The 16517-nt window shown below is 67.6% G+C and carries 16 protein-coding genes; 8 read left to right on the plus strand and 8 right to left on the minus strand.

Annotation, left to right across the window (positions count from 1 at the left end):
* The first annotated feature begins 74 nt into the window (after positions 1-74).
* Both LFT49_RS13075 and LFT49_RS13080 read left to right on the plus strand, forming a co-directional pair.
* A complete protein-coding gene (locus LFT49_RS13075) occupies positions 75-1184 on the plus strand; it encodes an LLM class flavin-dependent oxidoreductase (RefSeq protein WP_142133480.1) in 1110 nt (369 codons plus the stop codon).
* A complete protein-coding gene (locus tag LFT49_RS13080) occupies positions 1184-1657 on the plus strand; it encodes a MarR family winged helix-turn-helix transcriptional regulator (RefSeq protein ID WP_237428472.1) in 474 nt (157 codons plus the stop codon). The genes LFT49_RS13075 and LFT49_RS13080 overlap by 1 nt, the downstream gene beginning before the upstream one ends.
* Here LFT49_RS13080 and LFT49_RS13085 read toward each other — a convergent pair.
* Both LFT49_RS13085 and LFT49_RS13090 read right to left on the minus strand, forming a co-directional pair.
* Entirely contained in the window at positions 1654-2460 is an 807-nt protein-coding gene (locus LFT49_RS13085; protein WP_237428473.1) for a transglutaminase-like domain-containing protein, read from the minus strand. The genes LFT49_RS13080 and LFT49_RS13085 overlap by 4 nt on opposite strands.
* 71 nt (positions 2461-2531) lie before the next feature.
* Positions 2532-3356, minus strand: coding sequence for a hypothetical protein (locus LFT49_RS13090; protein ID WP_237428474.1), 825 nt, complete (start codon positions 3354-3356; stop codon positions 2532-2534).
* 170 nt (positions 3357-3526) lie between these two features.
* Here LFT49_RS13090 and LFT49_RS13095 point away from each other — a divergent pair, with 170 nt between their 5' ends.
* Positions 3527-4204 carry a DUF1684 domain-containing protein gene (locus LFT49_RS13095; protein ID WP_237428475.1) on the plus strand — a complete coding sequence of 226 codons (678 nt, stop codon included), beginning with the start codon at positions 3527-3529 and terminating at the stop codon, positions 4202-4204.
* An 86-nt stretch (positions 4205-4290) separates the two neighbouring features.
* The gene (locus tag LFT49_RS13100; protein ID WP_237428476.1) at positions 4291-4779 is read left to right on the plus strand and encodes a GtrA family protein; all 489 of its coding nucleotides are present in this window, start codon (positions 4291-4293) and stop codon (positions 4777-4779) included.
* Between the two features lie 34 nt (positions 4780-4813).
* Here LFT49_RS13100 and LFT49_RS13105 read toward each other — a convergent pair whose 3' ends face one another.
* From LFT49_RS13105 to LFT49_RS13125, 5 genes are read right to left on the minus strand one after another with little or no spacing between them, the layout of a single operon-like run.
* Complete coding sequence (locus tag LFT49_RS13105) at positions 4814-5980, minus strand: cysteine desulfurase family protein (protein WP_237428477.1); 1167 nt, start codon at positions 5978-5980, stop codon at positions 4814-4816.
* 7 nt (positions 5981-5987) lie between these two features.
* Positions 5988-6905 (minus strand): carboxylating nicotinate-nucleotide diphosphorylase, encoded by a 918-nt coding sequence (gene nadC, locus LFT49_RS13110; protein ID WP_237428478.1) that lies wholly within the window; start codon positions 6903-6905, stop codon positions 5988-5990.
* Positions 6898-8733: an L-aspartate oxidase gene (locus tag LFT49_RS13115; protein WP_237428479.1), complete on the minus strand. Its 1836-nt coding sequence runs from the start codon at positions 8731-8733 to the stop codon at positions 6898-6900. The genes nadC and LFT49_RS13115 overlap by 8 nt, the downstream gene beginning before the upstream one ends.
* On the minus strand, positions 8733-10037 hold the full coding sequence (gene nadA, locus LFT49_RS13120) for a quinolinate synthase NadA (RefSeq protein WP_237428480.1): 1305 nt from the start codon (positions 10035-10037) through the stop codon (positions 8733-8735). The genes LFT49_RS13115 and nadA overlap by 1 nt, the downstream gene beginning before the upstream one ends.
* Positions 10034-10744 carry an NUDIX hydrolase gene (locus tag LFT49_RS13125; RefSeq protein ID WP_236798721.1) on the minus strand — a complete coding sequence of 237 codons (711 nt, stop codon included), beginning with the start codon at positions 10742-10744 and terminating at the stop codon, positions 10034-10036. The genes nadA and LFT49_RS13125 overlap by 4 nt, the downstream gene beginning before the upstream one ends.
* Before the next feature lie 327 nt (positions 10745-11071).
* Between LFT49_RS13125 and LFT49_RS13130 the strand changes: the two genes are divergently transcribed.
* The 3 genes from LFT49_RS13130 to LFT49_RS13140 all read left to right on the plus strand — a co-directional run bounded on the left by LFT49_RS13130 (position 11072) and on the right by LFT49_RS13140 (position 14123).
* Positions 11072-12478 (plus strand): amino acid permease, encoded by a 1407-nt coding sequence (locus tag LFT49_RS13130; protein ID WP_373462114.1) that lies wholly within the window; start codon positions 11072-11074, stop codon positions 12476-12478.
* An 81-nt stretch (positions 12479-12559) separates the two neighbouring features.
* A complete protein-coding gene (locus tag LFT49_RS13135) occupies positions 12560-13387 on the plus strand; it encodes an alpha/beta fold hydrolase (RefSeq protein ID WP_237428481.1) in 828 nt (275 codons plus the stop codon).
* An 88-nt stretch (positions 13388-13475) separates the two neighbouring features.
* Positions 13476-14123 (plus strand): phosphoribosyltransferase, encoded by a 648-nt coding sequence (locus LFT49_RS13140; protein ID WP_236798725.1) that lies wholly within the window; start codon positions 13476-13478, stop codon positions 14121-14123.
* Between the two features lie 69 nt (positions 14124-14192).
* Here the strand turns inward: LFT49_RS13140 and LFT49_RS13145 are convergent, their stop codons facing one another.
* The gene (locus LFT49_RS13145) at positions 14193-15527 is read right to left on the minus strand and encodes an MFS transporter (RefSeq protein WP_236819917.1); all 1335 of its coding nucleotides are present in this window, start codon (positions 15525-15527) and stop codon (positions 14193-14195) included.
* A 248-nt stretch (positions 15528-15775) separates the two neighbouring features.
* Between LFT49_RS13145 and LFT49_RS13150 the strand changes: the two genes are divergently transcribed.
* Positions 15776-16510, plus strand: a complete 735-nt coding sequence (locus LFT49_RS13150) for an IclR family transcriptional regulator (RefSeq protein ID WP_236798729.1) — start codon at positions 15776-15778, stop codon at positions 16508-16510.
* The last annotated feature ends 7 nt before the right edge of the window (positions 16511-16517 follow it).

Raw genomic sequence — 16517 nt, forward strand, 5'->3', positions numbered from 1 at the left:
ATAGATGCAAATGCATCTAAATTGGTCTAGAGTGGAACCAAGCCCAGCAAGTCCAGGAACGGAAAGGCATTGTCATGCAGATCGGTGTTTTCAGCGTCAGCGACATCACCACGGACCCCACCACGGGCCGCACCCCCACCGAGCACGAACGCATCAAGGCCTCGGTGGCCATCGCCAAAAAGGTCGAGGAAATAGGCATGGATGTCTACGCCCTGGGCGAGCACCATAACCGGCCCTTCTTCTCCTCCTCCCCCACCACCACCCTGGCGTATATCGCAGCACAGACCGAGCGGATCATCCTCTCCACGGCCACCACGCTGATCACCACGAACGACCCCGTGAAGATCGCCGAGGACTTCGCCATGCTCCAGCACCTCGCGGACGGGCGCGTGGACCTGGTCCTGGGCCGCGGCAACACCGCCCCCGTGTACCCCTGGTTCGGCAAGAACATCCAGGACGGCGTGGAGCTGGCCATCGAAAACTACAGCCTCCTGCGCAAGCTCTGGGATGAGGACACCGTCAACTGGTCCGGCAAGTTCCGCACCCCGCTGCAGAACTTCACCTCCACGCCCCGGCCGCTGGACGGCGTGGCGCCCTTCGTATGGCACGGTTCCATCCGTACCCCGCAGATCGCCGAGGTTGCGGCCTACTTTGGTGACGGTTTCTTCGCCAACAACATCTTCTGGCCCAAGGAGCACTACCAGCAGCTGATCGGCCTGTACCGCGAGCGGTACGAACACTACGGCCACGGCAAGGCGGACCAGGCGATTGTGGGCCTCGGGGGCCAGTTCTTTATGCGGAAGAACTCCCAGGACGCCGTGAAGGAATTCCGGCCGTACTTCGACAACGCCCCCGTCTACGGCCACGGGCCGTCCCTGGAGGACTTCACCTCGCAGACCCCGCTGACCGTGGGCAGCCCCCAGGAGGTCATCGAAAAGACCCTGACGTTCCGCGAGTACTTCGGTGACTACCAGCGCCAGCTGTTCCTGATCGACCATGCCGGCCTGCCGCTGAAAACCGTGCTGGAACAGCTGGACCTGTTCGGCGAGGAAGTCCTGCCCGTCCTGCGCAAGGAGTACGCGGCCCTCAAGCCCGCACACGTCCCGGAGCCGCCCACCCACGCCGGCCGCGTGGCGGCCCTGCTGGCATCGCAGGATGCCGCAGAAGCCACCTCGGAGGCGTAATGGCCGCGGGAGGATCGGAATCGCCGGTGCGGCTTGCGGCCGAAGCCTGGGAATCACTGTTCCGGGCCCAGGTTGCCGTGATGCGGAAGCTGCAGTCCGCGCCGGCATTCCGGAAGGTGGCACTCAATGAGTACGACGTCCTGTTCACGCTCTCCCGCTGCCCGTCCGGCTGGCTGCGGCTCAACGAGCTCAACGACAACGTCCTGTTGAGCCAGTCCAGCCTGAGCAGGCTGGTGGAGCGGCTCGAAAAGCGGGGGCTGGTAGCCAGGATGCCCGCGCCGGAGGACGGCCGGGGCGTACTGCTGAAGCTGACCGACGAAGGGCGGGAGCTGCAGAAGGAGATCGGCCGCGAGCACGTGCGGGACATCTCGGCGCTGGTGGGTCCCGCCCTGACGGCCGCCGAGCAAAAGGAACTGATGCGGCTTACGGACAAACTGCGGAACTCGCTGGGGCCCCTGCCGCGGAAGCGCTAGCCGAGCTGGACCAGCCGGGCGGGATCCTCGGCCGGCAGGTCACCGTTGACCACCGCGGTGACGCGCAGCTGGTTCAGCACCAGGCTGCCGCCCACCGTGGACAGGAAGGCCGTGTCCGACGAGTCGCGGCCGGCAGCGATGCGCAGCATCGACTCCCGCGGGGCCAGCCCCGTGGGGTCGATGATGTGCCAGGCGCCCTCCACATAGGCTTCCGCCACGGCATGGAAATCCATGGGATTCAGGCCGGGGGCGTAGACGGCCGCCAGGCGGGCGGGGATGTCCTTGGAACGGAGCAGCGCGATGGCGAGGTGGGCGAAGTCCCGGCAGACACCACGCCTGCTGAGCAGGGTTTCCACCGCACCGTCGGTGCCTCGGGAGGAGCCGCTGATGTACCGCAGTTCACCGTTGACCCAGTTGCGGACGGCGTGGACCAGGTCCGCGCCCTGAACGCCCTCGAACTCGGCGTACGACGTGGGCAGGAGCCGGTCCGATTCGGCGTAGCGGCTTGGCCGCACGTACCGGATCCGGTCTGCCAGGCTGGCCTCTTCCGGCACGCCCCGCCCGGTCACCGTGGCGGAGTATTCCACGGTGACATCGGTGGGCTCGGCGAACTCCATGTAGTGAAACCGGCCGCCGTGGTGGTCCGAAACATCCGTGAGCGGAACGTCCGCTCCGCCTGCAGTCACGGACAGTGATTCCTCGAATGACGAGTAGCCGCTGTTCCTCGCTACGGCGATGGCCATGGCCACCTTGGTGTTGGCGATGGTCCTGAAAACCAGGCGTGCGGAAACAGAGCGTTCCATGTCTCTCCAGGGGTGTTGGGGGCGGACGGAAAGTCGCCTGCCCCGGCACCTGGTAAGTGCGGGCAGCGGGACTAGTTCTTGACCTTCAGCGACATTAGCATCCGCTGCACGTTGGCGAAGTCACTGCTCTCGTTGACGTACTGTGCGGCCTGGCCCAGGGTGTCGAAGGCCTTGGCCGGAGCCACCTTCTCGTCCGGAGCGAAGGCCCTAAGCGCCACCAGGTCGCCGAAGGAGTAGTCTCCCTTGCCTGCGGGGCCGCGCACCACATTCCGCAGCTCGCAGGCCTTCCCGTCCGCTCCGCCCACCAGGTTGGTGATGCCATAGGAACCGAAGTAGCGGTAGCCCTGGATCACCCGGTAGACCATCCGCGGCGGGATGGTTCCCTCCCCGCCCTGCGCGGCGAACTCGAAGGGTACGCTGCTGATCACCGTATACGGGTGCTTTGCGCTGTCCGGGCAGTCACCGGACGACGGCGGGAGTCCCGTCCTGAGCGCGGCAACGAATGTTCCGTCGGGCTTCTTCACGTCAACCTTCAGGCCGCCGGGAAGGACGCCCTCCTCCGGTGCTACGGACTGGGCGATCCAGTCCGCCGGCAGGTCGAAGCTGACCGTCTTGGCGGAATCGGAGAACGTCTTCCAGGCAGCGGCGGTGGCAGCGCCCTGCGGCCCGGCAGGCGTTGTGGAGGTGGACGCGGGGCTGCTGCCGCTGTCTCCTGGTGCCGCTTCCTGCGTTGGGCTGCCCGGCGTCGCCGCCCCGTTCGCAGCCGCTCCCGATGATGCCGGCTGCGCTGTCCAGCCAGGACTTCCGGCCGGTGTCCCGGAGCAGGCCGTCAGCAGGATTGCGGCGGCAACAAGGGAGGCGCCGGAAAGAAGGGTGGACGCTGCCTTGCCTGTCATGGAAGCCAGCCTAGCGGCGCTCCGTCCGCTTCCCTGCGCATACGCGGGGGTGTTTTTCGCATTGCTGGCGCCCCCTCCGCCAACCACCTGGGCAGCCCCAAGCCCTGGCACCTGCCCGGCGTGCCGCCGTCGGACATTTACCACCCCGGGCTGGGACTAGGCTGGAAGCTATGGCGGAAGAGCAGAACGGCGCAGCTGAAGACAATCCCGCGGACACCTCCGCCCTGAACATGTCCGCCGTGGACGTCGCCGACTGGCGCCTGCGGACCTTTGCGCTGTACGACGCCGTCCGCCGGATCTCCGCGGAGAGCCCGTCCGAGGCGCACTCATACTGGCGCCACCAGCGGGACCTGATGTTCGCCACGCACCCCGCATCCGCGCTGACCGCCGCGGACAAGGCGCACTTCTCCGGCCTGAAGACTGCCGACTACGATCCCATCTACCGATTCCACGTCCCGTTGACCAAGGAAGGCGCCGGCCGGGAATTGAGCGTGGACACGGGGACCGACGGCGTGGTCCACCTTGTCCGTCTGGGCACCTTCGATCTTCCGGAAATGGGCCAGCTGGGGGTATGGAAGATCCACGGCTACGGCGGCGGCATCTTCGTCCCGTTCCGGGATGCCACGGCCGGGCAGCCGGGTGGAAGTTACGGGGCCGGCCGCTATCTGCTGGACACCATCAAGGGTGCCTTCCACGGTGTCAACGGCAGCGGTCCAGACGCCACCTTCGTCCTGGACTTCAATTTCGCCTACAACCCATCCTGCGCGTACAACGAGGCATGGGCCTGTCCCCTGCCCGGACCGTCCAACCGGCTGGCAGTGGACATCCCCGTGGGCGAGCTGTACTGACCTGTGGCGGGTCTTTCCCTGCGCCCTGCGCGCCATCCGTCCGCGTTCACGGCCTGCTGCACTGACCATGCTGCGGGTGCGGCCGCGTGAGGGAGGAAACGTCAGCACCCCCAGGACCGGAGACCACCACCCGGCGCCTTCCCGCCACCAGGCACTACCGGGGTGTCCTGCGCTTTCCGGTCATCCGCCAACTGATCCGATTCTCCGGTGTAGGCGTCATCTGCACGGCCGCATCCCTGGGGATCTACGCGCTGCTGCGGCCCTGGCTTGGCGCCCAGCTGGCCAACGCGGTGGCGCTGATCCTCACATCCCTGCTGAACACCGCACTGAACCGGCGGCTGACCTTCAAGATCGCGGGCCAGCAACGCCGCACGCGGGACCACCTCAACGGCCTGGTGGTGATCGGCGTGGCCCTGGTAATCACCGGCAGCAGCCTGGGCGTACTGCACTGGTTCAACCCCGCCGCCACGGTAGGGGACGAACTCGTGGCCACCACGCTGTCCGGGTTCCTGGCCACGGCGGTGCGGTTCAGCATGCTGCGGCACTGGATCTTCCGCCGGGCACGGCACCGCTGATTGCACGGCACCGCTGACCCGGAGGCCGGGACGGTCAGGAGCGCTGGCCCGCGCCCAGGGTCTTGACGCTGCCGACTGCCGCCTGGACGGCAACCGCTGCAGCGTCCAGGTCCTCCTGCGTCACTGAAGCATCGAAACTGAATCGGACAGCGGTCTGGGCCACCTCGGCGGAAATCCCCATGGCGGTGAGTGCGGGCGACGGCGCATCGGACCCGGCAGCGCAGGCCGAGCCGCTCGAGCAGACCACGCCGCGCCGTTCCAGTTCCAGGAGAACCGACTCACCGCTGGTTCCAGGAAAGCAGAACGAGGCCACCGACGGGAGGCGTTCCGAGGGGTGGCCGGTGAGGACGGCGTCGGGCACTCCTGCCAGCACGGCGCCGATGAACCCGTCACGCAGTGCTTCCACCCGTGCCTGCTGCTCCGCTTGGCGGTCTTGGGCAAGCGTGAGGGCAGTAGCCAGCCCCACCGCCCCTGCCACATTTTCGGTGCCGGAACGTCGGCCCCGCTCCTGGCCGCCGCCGTGGATGACCGGTTCCAGCCGCGTGCGGCTCCGGACAAACAGTGCGCCGCAGCCTTTGGGTGCGCCGAGCTTGTGCCCGGAGATGCTCATGGCGTCCACGCCCAGGAATCTGGTGTCCAGCGGCAGCCAGCCGGCGGCCTGGACGGCGTCGGTATGGAACGGGATGCCCCGGACATGGGCGAGTTCCGTTAGCGCGGGGATGGGCTGGACGGTTCCCACCTCGTTGTTGGCGTACATGATGCTCACCAAGGCGGTTTCCGGACGCAACACGGCTGCCAAGGCCTCCGGCGTGACCCAGCCGGCGGCGTCCACCGGCACCACGTCCACGGTAAAGCCGTGGAAGCGTTCCAGGTACCGCGCGGATTCCTCCACGGCAGGATGCTCGACGGCGCTGATCACCACCCGGTCCAGCTGCGGGTTTTTCGCCTGCCGGGCCAGGGCGATTCCCTTGACGGCCAGGTTGTCCGCCTCGGTACCGCCGGAGGTAAACACCACCTCGCCCTGCCGGCAGCCAAGGACCCCCGCCAAGGTTGACCGCGCCCCCGCAAGCGCCGCGGCGGCCGACTCACCGAGGGTGTGGTGGCTGGACGGGTTCCCGAACCCGCCGGTGAGGTGGGGCCACATGGCGTCCAGCACTTCCCGGCGGACGGGGGTGGTGGCGGCGGCGTCAAGGAAAATCACGGCAGCCTCACCCAGCGGTCAATTCAACGTCAAGGCCCAGATCGAGGGCGGCCACAGTGTGGGTGAGCGCGCCCACGGAGATGACATCCACGCCTGCCGCGGCAATGGCGGCAACCGTGTTCAGGTTGACGTTGCCGCTGGCTTCCACGCGGGCACGTCCGGCCACGAGCGCAACGCCGTCCTTCAGCTCCGGCACCGAAAAGTTGTCCAGCATGATGGTGTCCACTCCCGCGGCCAGCACGGGTTCGATCTGGTCCATGCGGTCCACTTCCACCTCAAAGTGCGTGGTGTGGCCCAGCTGCGCCTTGGCCGCCAGCAGAAGCTCCGTGAGCTTTGCAGGGTCTCCCCCGGTCATCACAGCGAGGTGGTTGTCCTTGGCCAGGACGGCGTCGGAGAGGCTGTAGCGGTGGTTTGCTCCGCCGCCGCACCTGACCGCGAAGCGTTCCAGGATGCGCAGGCCGGGGGTAGTTTTCCGGGTGTCGGTGATGCGGGCCCTTGTGCCCTCGGTGAGCCGCACGAATTCTGCAGTCTTCGTGGCGATGGCGGACATCCGCTGGACCAGGTTCAGCGCCACCCGTTCTGCCATCAGCACCGAGCGCGCGGCGCCGCTGACCCGCGCGAGATGCGTGCCGGCGTCGAACCTTTCTCCGTCCGCCACCAGGAGCTCCACCCGGGTGTCGGGGTCCACCAGCTGCATGGCGTCGCGGAACACGGTGGCGCCACTAAGGACACCGGGGACGCGGGCGTTGAGGACGGCGATGGCACGGGCATGCGTCGGTATGAGCAACTGCGAGGTGATGTCGCCGCCTGGCGCATCCTCGGCGAAGGCCCGTTCGAGGATCTCCCGGACGGGGGCCGACGGGAGCGTGAGGTCCAGTGCCGGACGCGCGGCGGCAGCGAGGTCGATCACGGCGGATTCAGTCATGGAGCAGGCTCGCTTTCAGGCGCGGAGGGTAGGAAGGTTCAGTCTGGTCGGGGCCGTCATCGCGGTAGTGCGCCCCCAGGGATTCACGGCGGTTGAGGGCAGCGGCCACAAGCAGCCGCGCAGCCAGCAAAAGGTTTCGGTCCTCAAGAACCCCAGGGTCAACAGGGGAGGGGTCAGCAGAGGAGAGCGGACGGACGACGCCGGCCCACCGGTCAAGCGTGGCAGCCGCCTCAAGCAGCAGCCCCCCTGAGCGCAGCACCCCGGCATGCGACGTCATGAGGGAACGGAGCGCCTCCCGCGAGAAAGGTTCCCCGGCTTCCCCTCCCCTACCGAAGCTGGACGGCCAACTCCCGCGGGTTAGGTCCAGTCCGTCCGTCGCGCTGTCCAAAGAAGCAGGGACGGTGACGGGCGCACTCGCATTTCGCGGCAGGGATGCGGAAACGTATGGCAGCTCCTGGGGTCCCGAAAGCGCCGTTGTTGCGTGAGCGGCCGCACCGGCCGCCGAGCTTGCGAGGCGATCGCCGGTGCGAGTCGCGAGTGCAGGCGCCGAGGGACTTGCGGAGCTGCCCTCCAGGAAAGATTCAACAGCGCGGCGGCCGAAGACGAGTCCCTCGAGGAGGGAGTTGCTGGCCAGCCTGTTTGCCCCCTGGACGCCCGTGCAGGCAGCTTCCCCGGCGGCGTAGAGGCCGGGAACGGTGGTGCGGGCGGAGAGGTCGGTGCGTACCCCGCCCATCCAGTAGTGGGCGGCGGGGGCGACGGGGACCAGTTCGCGGGTCCAGTCGATGCCGGCGTCGAGGGTCTTGCGGGTGAGGGTGGGGAACCGCTGCTGCAGGAAGCCTTCCCCCCTGGCCTGCTCGATGACGCGGGCGTCGAGGTAGACGTGGCCTGTGGGGTCGCCGAGCTTGGCCAGGTGGAGGGCGATGCTGCGGGAGACGACATCGCGGGGCGCCAGCTCGGCATCGGGGTGGTAGGCCTGCATGAAGCGGCGGCCGCCGGAGTCACGCAGGATGGCGCCTTCGCCGCGCACCGCTTCGGAGATGAGCAGCGGGCCGTCCAACCGGTCAGGGAGGGCGGTGGCGGAGCTGACCAGGCAGGTGGGGTGGAACTGGAAGAATTCCAGGTCTGCGGTGGCTGCCCCGGCGCGGACGGCGAGCGCCAGTCCGTCGGCGGTGGCCACGGCGGGGTTGGTGGTTTGGGCGAACAGCTGGCCCGCTCCCCCGGTGGCGAGCAGGACGGCGTCCGCGTCCAGCCTGCTGGTCCGGCCGTCCTGCAGGTACTCCAGTCCGGTCACCCTTCCGCGGTGGGTGACGAGGGAGGTGGCGCGGGCATGTGCGAGGAGGGTGAGCTTTCCTTCGTCCCGCCGGGACCGCACTGCCTGGATCAGCGCGCCGGCGACCCGCGCACCCGTGGCGTCTCCCCCTGCATGCAGGATGCGCGGGGCACTGTGGGCCGCTTCGAGCCCAAGGGCCGGGCCGCCGTCGTACGTTGCTTCAGCCTGCGTTGCCCCCGCCTGCCCTGCATCGAAGGCGACTCCGTAGCGCTGGACGCCCTCGATATCGCGGCGTGCTTCCGTGCACATCAGCCGGACGGCGGCTTCGTTGCAGTGCCCGGCACCGGCACGGAGCGTGTCCGCGATGTGCGCAGCCACGGTGTCCCCGGGCGCGGGCGTGGCCAGTACAGCGGAAATGCCGCCCTGCGCGTACCAGGTGTTGCTCTGGTCCAGCGCGCCTTTGGTCAGGAGCACCACGTCAGCGCCGGCATCGGCGGCGAGGAGCGCTGCGTACAGGCCGGCGATGCCGCTTCCGATGACAGCGAGGCGGCTTGCCATCAGGGCCTCGCCGCGAGCATGCGTTCGAGCGCAATCCTGGCGTTGGCCTGTACCTCGTCGTCAACTGTGATGCGGTTGACCACGCGGCCGGCCACCAGTTCCTCCAGCACCCAGGCCAGGTAGCCGGGGTGGATGCGGTACATGGTGGAGCATGGGCAGATCACCGGGTCCAGGCAGAAAATGGTGTGCTGCGGGTACTCGGCGGCAAGCCGGTTCACCATGTTGATCTCGGTGCCGATGGCGAACGTGGTGGGCTCGGTGGCGGCGGCGATGGCCTTCTTGATGAAGTCCGTGGAACCCGCGGAATCCGCTGCGTCCACCACCTCCATGGGGCACTCGGGGTGGACGATGACCTGGACGCCGGGGAACTCCGCCCGGGCCTTCTGGATCTGCGCCACGCTGAAGCGCTTGTGCACGGAGCAGAACCCGTGCCAGAGGATCACCCGGGAGTCCAACAGCGCCTGTTCGTCGTTGCCGCCCAGGTCCTTGCGCGGGTTCCACATGGGCATCTGCTCCAGCGGCACACCCATGGCCTTGGCCGTATTGCGTCCAAGGTGCTGGTCCGGGAAGAACAGCACGCGCTGGGCCCGCTGGAAGGCCCACTCCAGCACCGTTTTCGCGTTGGAGGAGGTACAGACAATGCCGCCGTGTTCGCCGCAGAACGCCTTGAGGGCTGCGGAGGAATTCATGTAGGTGACGGGGATGACCGGAACCCGGCCTTCGGCGTCGGGCTCTGTCCCGATGATGTCTTCGAGCTGCTCCCAGCATTCCTCCACCGAATCCGCGTCCGCCATGTCGGCCATGGAACAGCCGGCGGCGAGGTTGGGCAGGATCACGGCCTGCTCCGGCGTGGAGAGGATGTCCGCCGTTTCAGCCATGAAGTGGACGCCGCAGAAGATGATCGCCTCCGCGTCCGGGCGGGTCAGTGCGGCGTTCGCCAACTGGAAGGAATCGCCCACGAAGTCCGCGTACTGGATGACTTCATCCCGCTGGTAGAAGTGGCCCAGGATCACCGCCCGGTCTCCCAGGGCGGCCTTGGCAGCTTTGATGCGCTCCCCGAGCTCGGCGTCGCTGGCCAGCTTGTACTCTTCCGGCAGCTGGCCCTGGCGCGGTGTGGTGGCCGGTGCCGGATCGGCGCTGGATGCACCCGGGCCATAGGCCGGGACCCCTGCGAGCGCCTCGGCCAGGTCGTAATCCCACGGGCCCTCGGCCAGCGCCGGGCTGCAGGTGCTGCGTTCAGCGGCTGCGCCTTTTTCGGCCTGTTCGCGCGTGATCAGCTGGATTGCCGTGTTGACGCTGCTCATGGTGTGCTCCTGTTATCTGGGTCAAGGCCTGGCCGGCCGGTAAAGCGGTAGAGGCGTGGCGGGCGGTGCTTGCCGCCCTGGAGGTATTCCCCGGTTTCTTCGATTTCCGGGGTGGCTTTGAGTTGCCGCCGGAAGTTGGCGGGATCCAGTTGGCGGTCGAGGACGGCTTCGTAGACTTCGCGGACCTGGGCCAGTGTGAAGTATTCCCCCAGCAGGTGGTACGCCACCGAGCCGTACGCCAGCTTGTTGCGCAGGCGCCAGAGCGCGTAGTCCACGATGGCGTTGTGGTCGAAGGCCAGCTCGCCCAGGCGGTCCGCGCGGAACCACTTCACGTTTTCGGACTCGTCCGCGAGCGCTGCTTCCGTGGGCTGGACCAGGGCCCAGTAGACGATGGAGACCACGCGCTGGGTGGGTGAACGGTGGAGGCCGCCGAAGGCGTACAGCTGCTCAAGGTAGCTCGGTGCAAGCCCAGTGGTTTCCCGCAGGTTCCTGGCGGCGGCGTCCTGGAGTGACTCGTCGTGGCTGAGCGGGCCTCCCGGGAGGGCCCACAACCCCTTGAACGGTTCCCGGATGCGGCGCACCAGGGGAAGCCACAGGGTGGGACGGCCGGAGGTGGCACTGGGCCGGAGGGCGAAGATCACCGTGGAGATGGCCAACGACGGCGGCGCGGCCTGCCGCTCGGAAACATTAGCCGAGCTGTAGTACACCCGTCCCACCGCCTTCCGTCATCCTCGACTGCCCGCTTTGGAGGCGGTCATCGCTAGTTATGGTCATCTTGACCAAAACTAATTCTACGGCCGGGCGTCCCCGAAAGGGAAATGTTTCTGCCCGCACATTTCCAGGCCACCCCGGGCATGGAGCCTTCACATCAGGTGCCGGCCGCGCTTGGACTGCTGCAACGGGCGCGGGCCGCCGGCTGCGGACTTCGCCCTCCGGTTTCCGGGCAGCCTTTCAGAAGCGGTAAATTCAATAGGTCCCAAAAGGGCCCCCGGGCCTCCCCCCGGACCCAACCACCCCAGAAGGTGCACCTGCCCATGACGATGAAGTCTGCCCACACGCCATCGACCACCACATCCAGCCCCCCATCCAAGGCCTCGGCCGTCCACAGCATGAAGCCCCGCCAGCTGACCATGATGGGGCTCGGCAGTGCCATCGGGGCCGGGTTGTTCCTGGGGTCGGGCGCGGGTGTCCAGGCGGCAGGGCCGGCAGTCCTCATCTCCTACCTGGTGGCCGGAACGCTGATCATCCTGGTCATGTGGGCCCTCGGCGAGATGGCGGCGGCACATCCGAACAGCGGAGCCTTCTCCGTCTATGCGCAGCGCGCGCTGGGCCGCACGGCAGGCGCCACCATCGGCTGGCTGTGGTGGCTGCAGCTGGTGGTGGTGATCGCAGCCGAGGCCCTGGGCGCAGCCGGGCTGCTGTTCTCCGTCTGGCCGGTGGTCCCGGTCTGGGCCCTGGCGCTGCTGTTCATGGTGGTCTTCACCGCCATCAACCTGGCCGGGGTCCGGAACTTTGGCGAGTTCGAGTTCTGGTTCGCCATCCTCAAGGTGGCCGCCATCGTCCTGTTCCTTGGAGTCGGTGCAGCGCTGCTCCTGGGCCTGCTCCCCGGCGTCGACTCCCCTGGCCCGCAAAACCTCACCGGCAACTTCGCGCCGCAAGGCCTGGGCGGCGTTGCTGCGGCCCTGTTCGTGGTGATCTTCGCATTTGGCGGCACGGAGATTGTCTCGGTGGCGGCAGCCGAGACCGAGGACCCGGAACGCAGCGTGGGCAAGGCCATCCGCACGGTGGTGTGGCGGATCCTGGTCTTCTACATCGGCTCCGTCTTCGTCATCGCCGCCGTCCTTCCCGCCACTTCCAAAAGCCTTGCTTCCCCCTTCGCCGGCGTTCTGGATGCCGCCCGGATCCCTGGCGCCTCCACCGCCATCACCCTGGTGGCCGTCGTCGCACTTCTCTCGGCGCTGAACGCGAACCTTTACGGCGCCTCCCGCATGGTTTACTCCCTGTCCCAGCGGGGCGAGGCCCCCCGCGTCCTGACCCGGCTCAACCGTGCCGGCGTGCCCGTGCCCGCGGTGGCGGTCTCCGTGGCCTTCGGCTTCGTGGCCACCGTCCTGGAACTCCTGTTCCCGGACCGTATCCTGCCCGCACTGTTCCAGCTGGTGGGATCGACGTGCCTGGTGGTCTGGGGCAGCGCCCTGGTGTCCCAGCTGGTCCTCCGGCGGCGGGCGGACCGGGACGGGACCCCGCTGCCCTTGCGGATGAAGGGCTTTCCCGGCCTGACCATCCTGGGGCTGGTGCTGCTGGGACTCATCTTCGCCGTCGGGTTCAGTGCTGACGCCAGCCGCGTGCAGCTCTTCAGCACCTTCGCCCTGATCGCCGGCATCGCACTGGCCTGCGCCGCAGGCGCCCGCCTGACCGGCAGGAAGCAGGCCGTCAACAGGTAGAGTGGTGCCTACCTTTCCACAAAAGACGCACCGATGCGCCGGGCCCGCCCAGGCGCCGTACCTGATTGGGGAACTGACACCATGACCGGCAGGCACAGCGGCCAGCAGCAGGCGCACACCGTCGAAGGCACCGACCCGCAATTGTATGTGGCGGTCCATGAACCCGCGGCTGACGCAGGCCTCCGGCCGGTCCTGCTGCTGCACGGCTTTTCCTCCTCGTCCAAGCTCAACTGGGAGGACACGGGATGGGTCTCTGCCCTGCTCGACGCCGGACGCCGCGTGATCACCGTCGACCTGCCGGGCCACGGCCGCAGCGGTGCCCCCGAGGACATGGATTCCTACTCCCCCAGCCGGATCCGCGCGGACCTGTTGCAGGCAGCCTTCGACGCCGGCGCGCGCCCCTTGCAGGACGGGGATCCTTCCAGCGGGCTGGACGTGGTGGGCTATTCCCTGGGTTCCCGGCTCGCCTGGGAGTTCGCGGCAACCCAGCCCGAACTGGTGCACCGGCTGGTGCTCGGCGGCCCCAACGATTCTGATCCGCTGGCGGCCTTCGACCTGGTAGCCGCCCAGGACTACCTCGCCGACGGCACTCCAATCAAGGACGAGTCCACCGCCCAGCTGCTCAAGATGGCGCTGCTGCTGCCCAGCAACAACGTCTTCGCGCTCCTGTCCCTCGTGGAGGCCATCAAGGCCGAACCCTATGACCCGGCCGAAGCGGTCCCCCGCGTTCCGATGCTGCTGGTTGCGGGAGACAAGGACGAACGCGCTGCCACGTTGCCCAAGCTTGCCGAACTGGCCCGCGGCGCAGGGGCGACGGCTGAGCAAGTGATCCTCCCGGGCCGGAACCACACCAACGCCATCACCAGCCGGGCCTTCAAGCAGGCCGCGATTTCGTTCCTGGCTGCCTAAGCGGCACGCGGGCTGCCGACGGCGGCCTTGGGAACGGTACGCCGACGGCAGGCCGCAGCGGTGAGGGACAGAGCGCCGGAAAGGACACATGGGGACGCGTTTCGAAGACCGTACGGAGGCCGGACAACGCCTTGCCGCTGCCCTGGCCCAGTTCCGGGAACGCCCTGACACCGTGGTCCTGGGCCTGGCCCGCGGGGGCATTGCCGTCGCGGCGGCCGCGGCAACGGAGCTGCGCCTGCCCCAGGGCACCGTCCTGGTGCGGAAGCTGGGGATCCCCGGGCACGAGGAGACCGCGTACGGTGCCTTGGCCCTGGCTCGAGGCCGCACGGTCCGGCTGATCAACAAGCCGCTGCTGGAGCGGGTCCTTGAACACGGGGTTCGCCAGGAAGCGCTGGACGCCGTGGAAGACCGCGAGCGGGCCGAACTGCTTCGCCGGGCGGAGCTGTACCCGAGAGCCGGCATGGACGTGGCGGGCAAGACCGTGCTCCTGGTGGATGACGGCCTGGCCACTGGCGCTACGATGCGCGCCGCCGTCGAGGCCCTGCGGGAAGGCGGTGCTGCTGCGGTGGTTGCTGCCGCCCCCGTGGGTTCGGTTGACGCACAGGCATCGCTTGAGCGGGTGTGCGACGCGGTGATCTGCCTGCACCTGCCCGGCAAGTTCCGGGCCGTGGGCAGCTACTACCGGCACTTTCCGCAACTGAGCGACGCCGACGCGGTCAGGCTGCTGGCTACCTGACCGATCAGGATACGAAGCAGGCCCGGACCCAAAGGGGTCCGGGTCTGCTTCAGTTGGGGACGGCGGGGACTAGTGGTGGCTGCTGACCCCCAGCGGACGGCCCTTGGTTTCCTTGGCCAGCACCACGCCGACGGCGGAGATGACGCAGAGGATCATGATGTAGATGCCGATCGAGCCGGTCCACCTGGTGGCCTGCAGCAGCGATTCCGCGATGGTGGCCGCGAAGGCTCCGCCCAGGATGGCGCCGAAGGCGTACCCGATGGAGATGCCGGAGTAGCGCACGTTGGCGGGGAACATCTCTGCGTACATGGCGGACATGGGTCCGTAGGAAAGGCCCAGGCCCACGGTCAGGACGAACAGGGCGATGCCGTAGAGCATGATGTTCTTGGTGTCGATCAAGGCGAACATCGGAATCATCCATGCGAAGACGATGGCGTAGCCGATCAGGAAGGTCTTGACGCGGCCAATGCGGTCGGACAGCCATCCGCCCACCAGCGTGAAGATCAGCCAACCGAAGGACGCCAGCGTGGTGGCCAGGAGGATCTGCGGGGTGGGCATCTTCAGGGTCTTGGTGGCGTAGGAGATGAAGAACGCAATAAGCAGGTAGCCTGCCGCGTTGTTGCCGATGAAGATCAGGGTGGAGTACAGCACCGGCAGCTTGTGGTTCCGGATCAGCTCGCCCAGGGGCGCCTTGCTCTCCTTCTTGCGCAGGGCCATTTCCTGGAAGACCGGGCTCTCTGCGACGGCCCGGCGGATCAGGTAGCCAACCACGATCAGGACGATGGAGAGCAGGAACGGCACCCGCCAACCCCAGGCCGCGAAGTCTTCCTTGGACATGCCCGTGTTGAGGAAGAACAGCAGGCCGGTGGCCAGGATCATGCCCACGGGCACGCCAATCTGCGGGTAGGCGCCAAACAGGCCACGACGGTTGATTGGTGCGTGCTCCACGGCCATGAGGGCTGCACCGCCCCATTCACCGCCGGCGGAGAAGCCCTGGATGACCCGCAGCAGGATCAGCAGCACAGGAGCCCAGGCGCCGATCTGCGCATAGGTGGGCAGCATGCCGATGAGGGCAGTGGCCGCGCCCATCATTACCAGGGTGAAGACCAGCATGGCCTTCCTGCCCAGGCGGTCGCCCAGGTGCCCTGCGATGACGGCGCCGAGGGGGCGGAACAGGAAGCTGATGCCGATGAGGGCGAAGGAGAGAATCTGGGCCAGGCCGGGGTTTGATTCGTTCAAGGGTGCGAGGAACAGCGGTGACAGCAGCGTTGCGGTCAGCTGGGCAAAGATGAAGAAGTCGTACCACTCGATAGTGGTGCCGACCAGGGTGCCGGCGAGGACCTTGCGCTCCTCACGCCGGCTGCTGGGACCAGCGAGGGTATCCACCTTGGAAGGTGTGGTCATTGAAACTCCATTGTTTATTGGGCAGCAATGCCACCCGGACGCCTTCAGAATTACCGACAGAACGGTCAGTTAGTTAGTAGGGTACTACGAGATTGTGATGCGGAACACGAACTCCGGGGATTTTAACGAGGCATGCGCACTCGAAATAGATGTTCTATATTTGAACTGCGAGTTCGTATACAGGACAATACCGCTTCACGCGAAGTGAGACAAGGGTCACCCGGTGGCCCGCAACCTAGGATGGACACATGACTCCTCCAGCAGCCGCAGCACAGGCCGGAGCGGTGCCGCAGGCTTCGCCCTCCCAGACTTTGTCGCGCGGCATCCGTGCGCTGGAAATCCTTGCAGCTGCCTCCGGACCGCTGACCATCGCCGAGCTGGCCGAGGCCATGGGCGTCCACCGTTCGGTGGCATACCGGATCCTGCGCACCCTCGAAGACCATTCCCTCCTGGTCCGCGACGACGCCGGCCGGGTCCAGCCTGGACCCGGCCTGGCGGTCCTGGCCCGCGGCGTCTCCCGCAACCTTCAGAGCGCCGCCCTCCCGGAGCTCACCCAGCTGGCAAACTCGCTGGACATGACGGCTTTCGTGGCGGTGTGGGACCACCACGATTGCATCACGCTCGTTACGGTCGAACCGAGGCACTCGGGGGCCAGCGTGGCCCAGCGTCCCGGCACGCGCCACCCCATCAACGCCGGGGCGCCCGGTATTGCCATACAATCGGCCCTTACCGAGCCGGAGTGGGACCGGCTGGACACGGGGATCCCGTACCGGCCGGAGGCGGTGGAAGCGCGGAGGAAGGGCTACTCGGCCAGCCACGACGAGGTCATTGCCGGGGTCTCCTCACTCGCAGCCCCGGTCCGGGTGCCCGGCGGACGTCCGGCCGCACTCGCCGTCGTCTATATCCGTTCCGCCCAGGACCCGGAAGCCGTGGGCGCGGCCATCGCCGAAAGCGCGGCACGGATCGAGAGCCAGCTCGCGTAGCAGAACA

Source organism: Arthrobacter sp. FW306-06-A, from assembly GCF_021870055.1.
Taxonomy (GTDB): domain Bacteria; phylum Actinomycetota; class Actinomycetes; order Actinomycetales; family Micrococcaceae; genus Arthrobacter.

Excerpts from the sequence above, each read along its gene's own strand:
- LFT49_RS13075 (WP_142133480.1), top strand. The coding sequence starts at position 75 with ATGCAGATCGGTGTTTTCAGCGTCAGCGACATCACCACGGACCCCACC.
- LFT49_RS13080 (WP_237428472.1), top strand. The coding sequence starts at position 1,184 with ATGGCCGCGGGAGGATCGGAATCGCCGGTGCGGCTTGCGGCCGAAGCC.
- LFT49_RS13085 (WP_237428473.1), bottom strand. The coding sequence starts at position 2,460 with ATGGAACGCTCTGTTTCCGCACGCCTGGTTTTCAGGACCATCGCCAAC.
- LFT49_RS13090 (WP_237428474.1), bottom strand. The coding sequence starts at position 3,356 with ATGACAGGCAAGGCAGCGTCCACCCTTCTTTCCGGCGCCTCCCTTGTT.
- LFT49_RS13095 (WP_237428475.1), top strand. The coding sequence starts at position 3,527 with ATGGCGGAAGAGCAGAACGGCGCAGCTGAAGACAATCCCGCGGACACC.
- nadC (WP_237428478.1), bottom strand. The coding sequence starts at position 6,905 with ATGACTGAATCCGCCGTGATCGACCTCGCTGCCGCCGCGCGTCCGGCA.
- LFT49_RS13115 (WP_237428479.1), bottom strand. The coding sequence starts at position 8,733 with ATGGCAAGCCGCCTCGCTGTCATCGGAAGCGGCATCGCCGGCCTGTAC.
- nadA (WP_237428480.1), bottom strand. The coding sequence starts at position 10,037 with ATGAGCAGCGTCAACACGGCAATCCAGCTGATCACGCGCGAACAGGCC.
- LFT49_RS13130 (WP_373462114.1), top strand. The coding sequence starts at position 11,072 with ATGACGATGAAGTCTGCCCACACGCCATCGACCACCACATCCAGCCCC.
- LFT49_RS13135 (WP_237428481.1), top strand. The coding sequence starts at position 12,560 with ATGACCGGCAGGCACAGCGGCCAGCAGCAGGCGCACACCGTCGAAGGC.
- LFT49_RS13140 (WP_236798725.1), top strand. The coding sequence starts at position 13,476 with ATGGGGACGCGTTTCGAAGACCGTACGGAGGCCGGACAACGCCTTGCC.
- LFT49_RS13145 (WP_236819917.1), bottom strand. The coding sequence starts at position 15,527 with ATGACCACACCTTCCAAGGTGGATACCCTCGCTGGTCCCAGCAGCCGG.
- LFT49_RS13150 (WP_236798729.1), top strand. The coding sequence starts at position 15,776 with ATGACTCCTCCAGCAGCCGCAGCACAGGCCGGAGCGGTGCCGCAGGCT.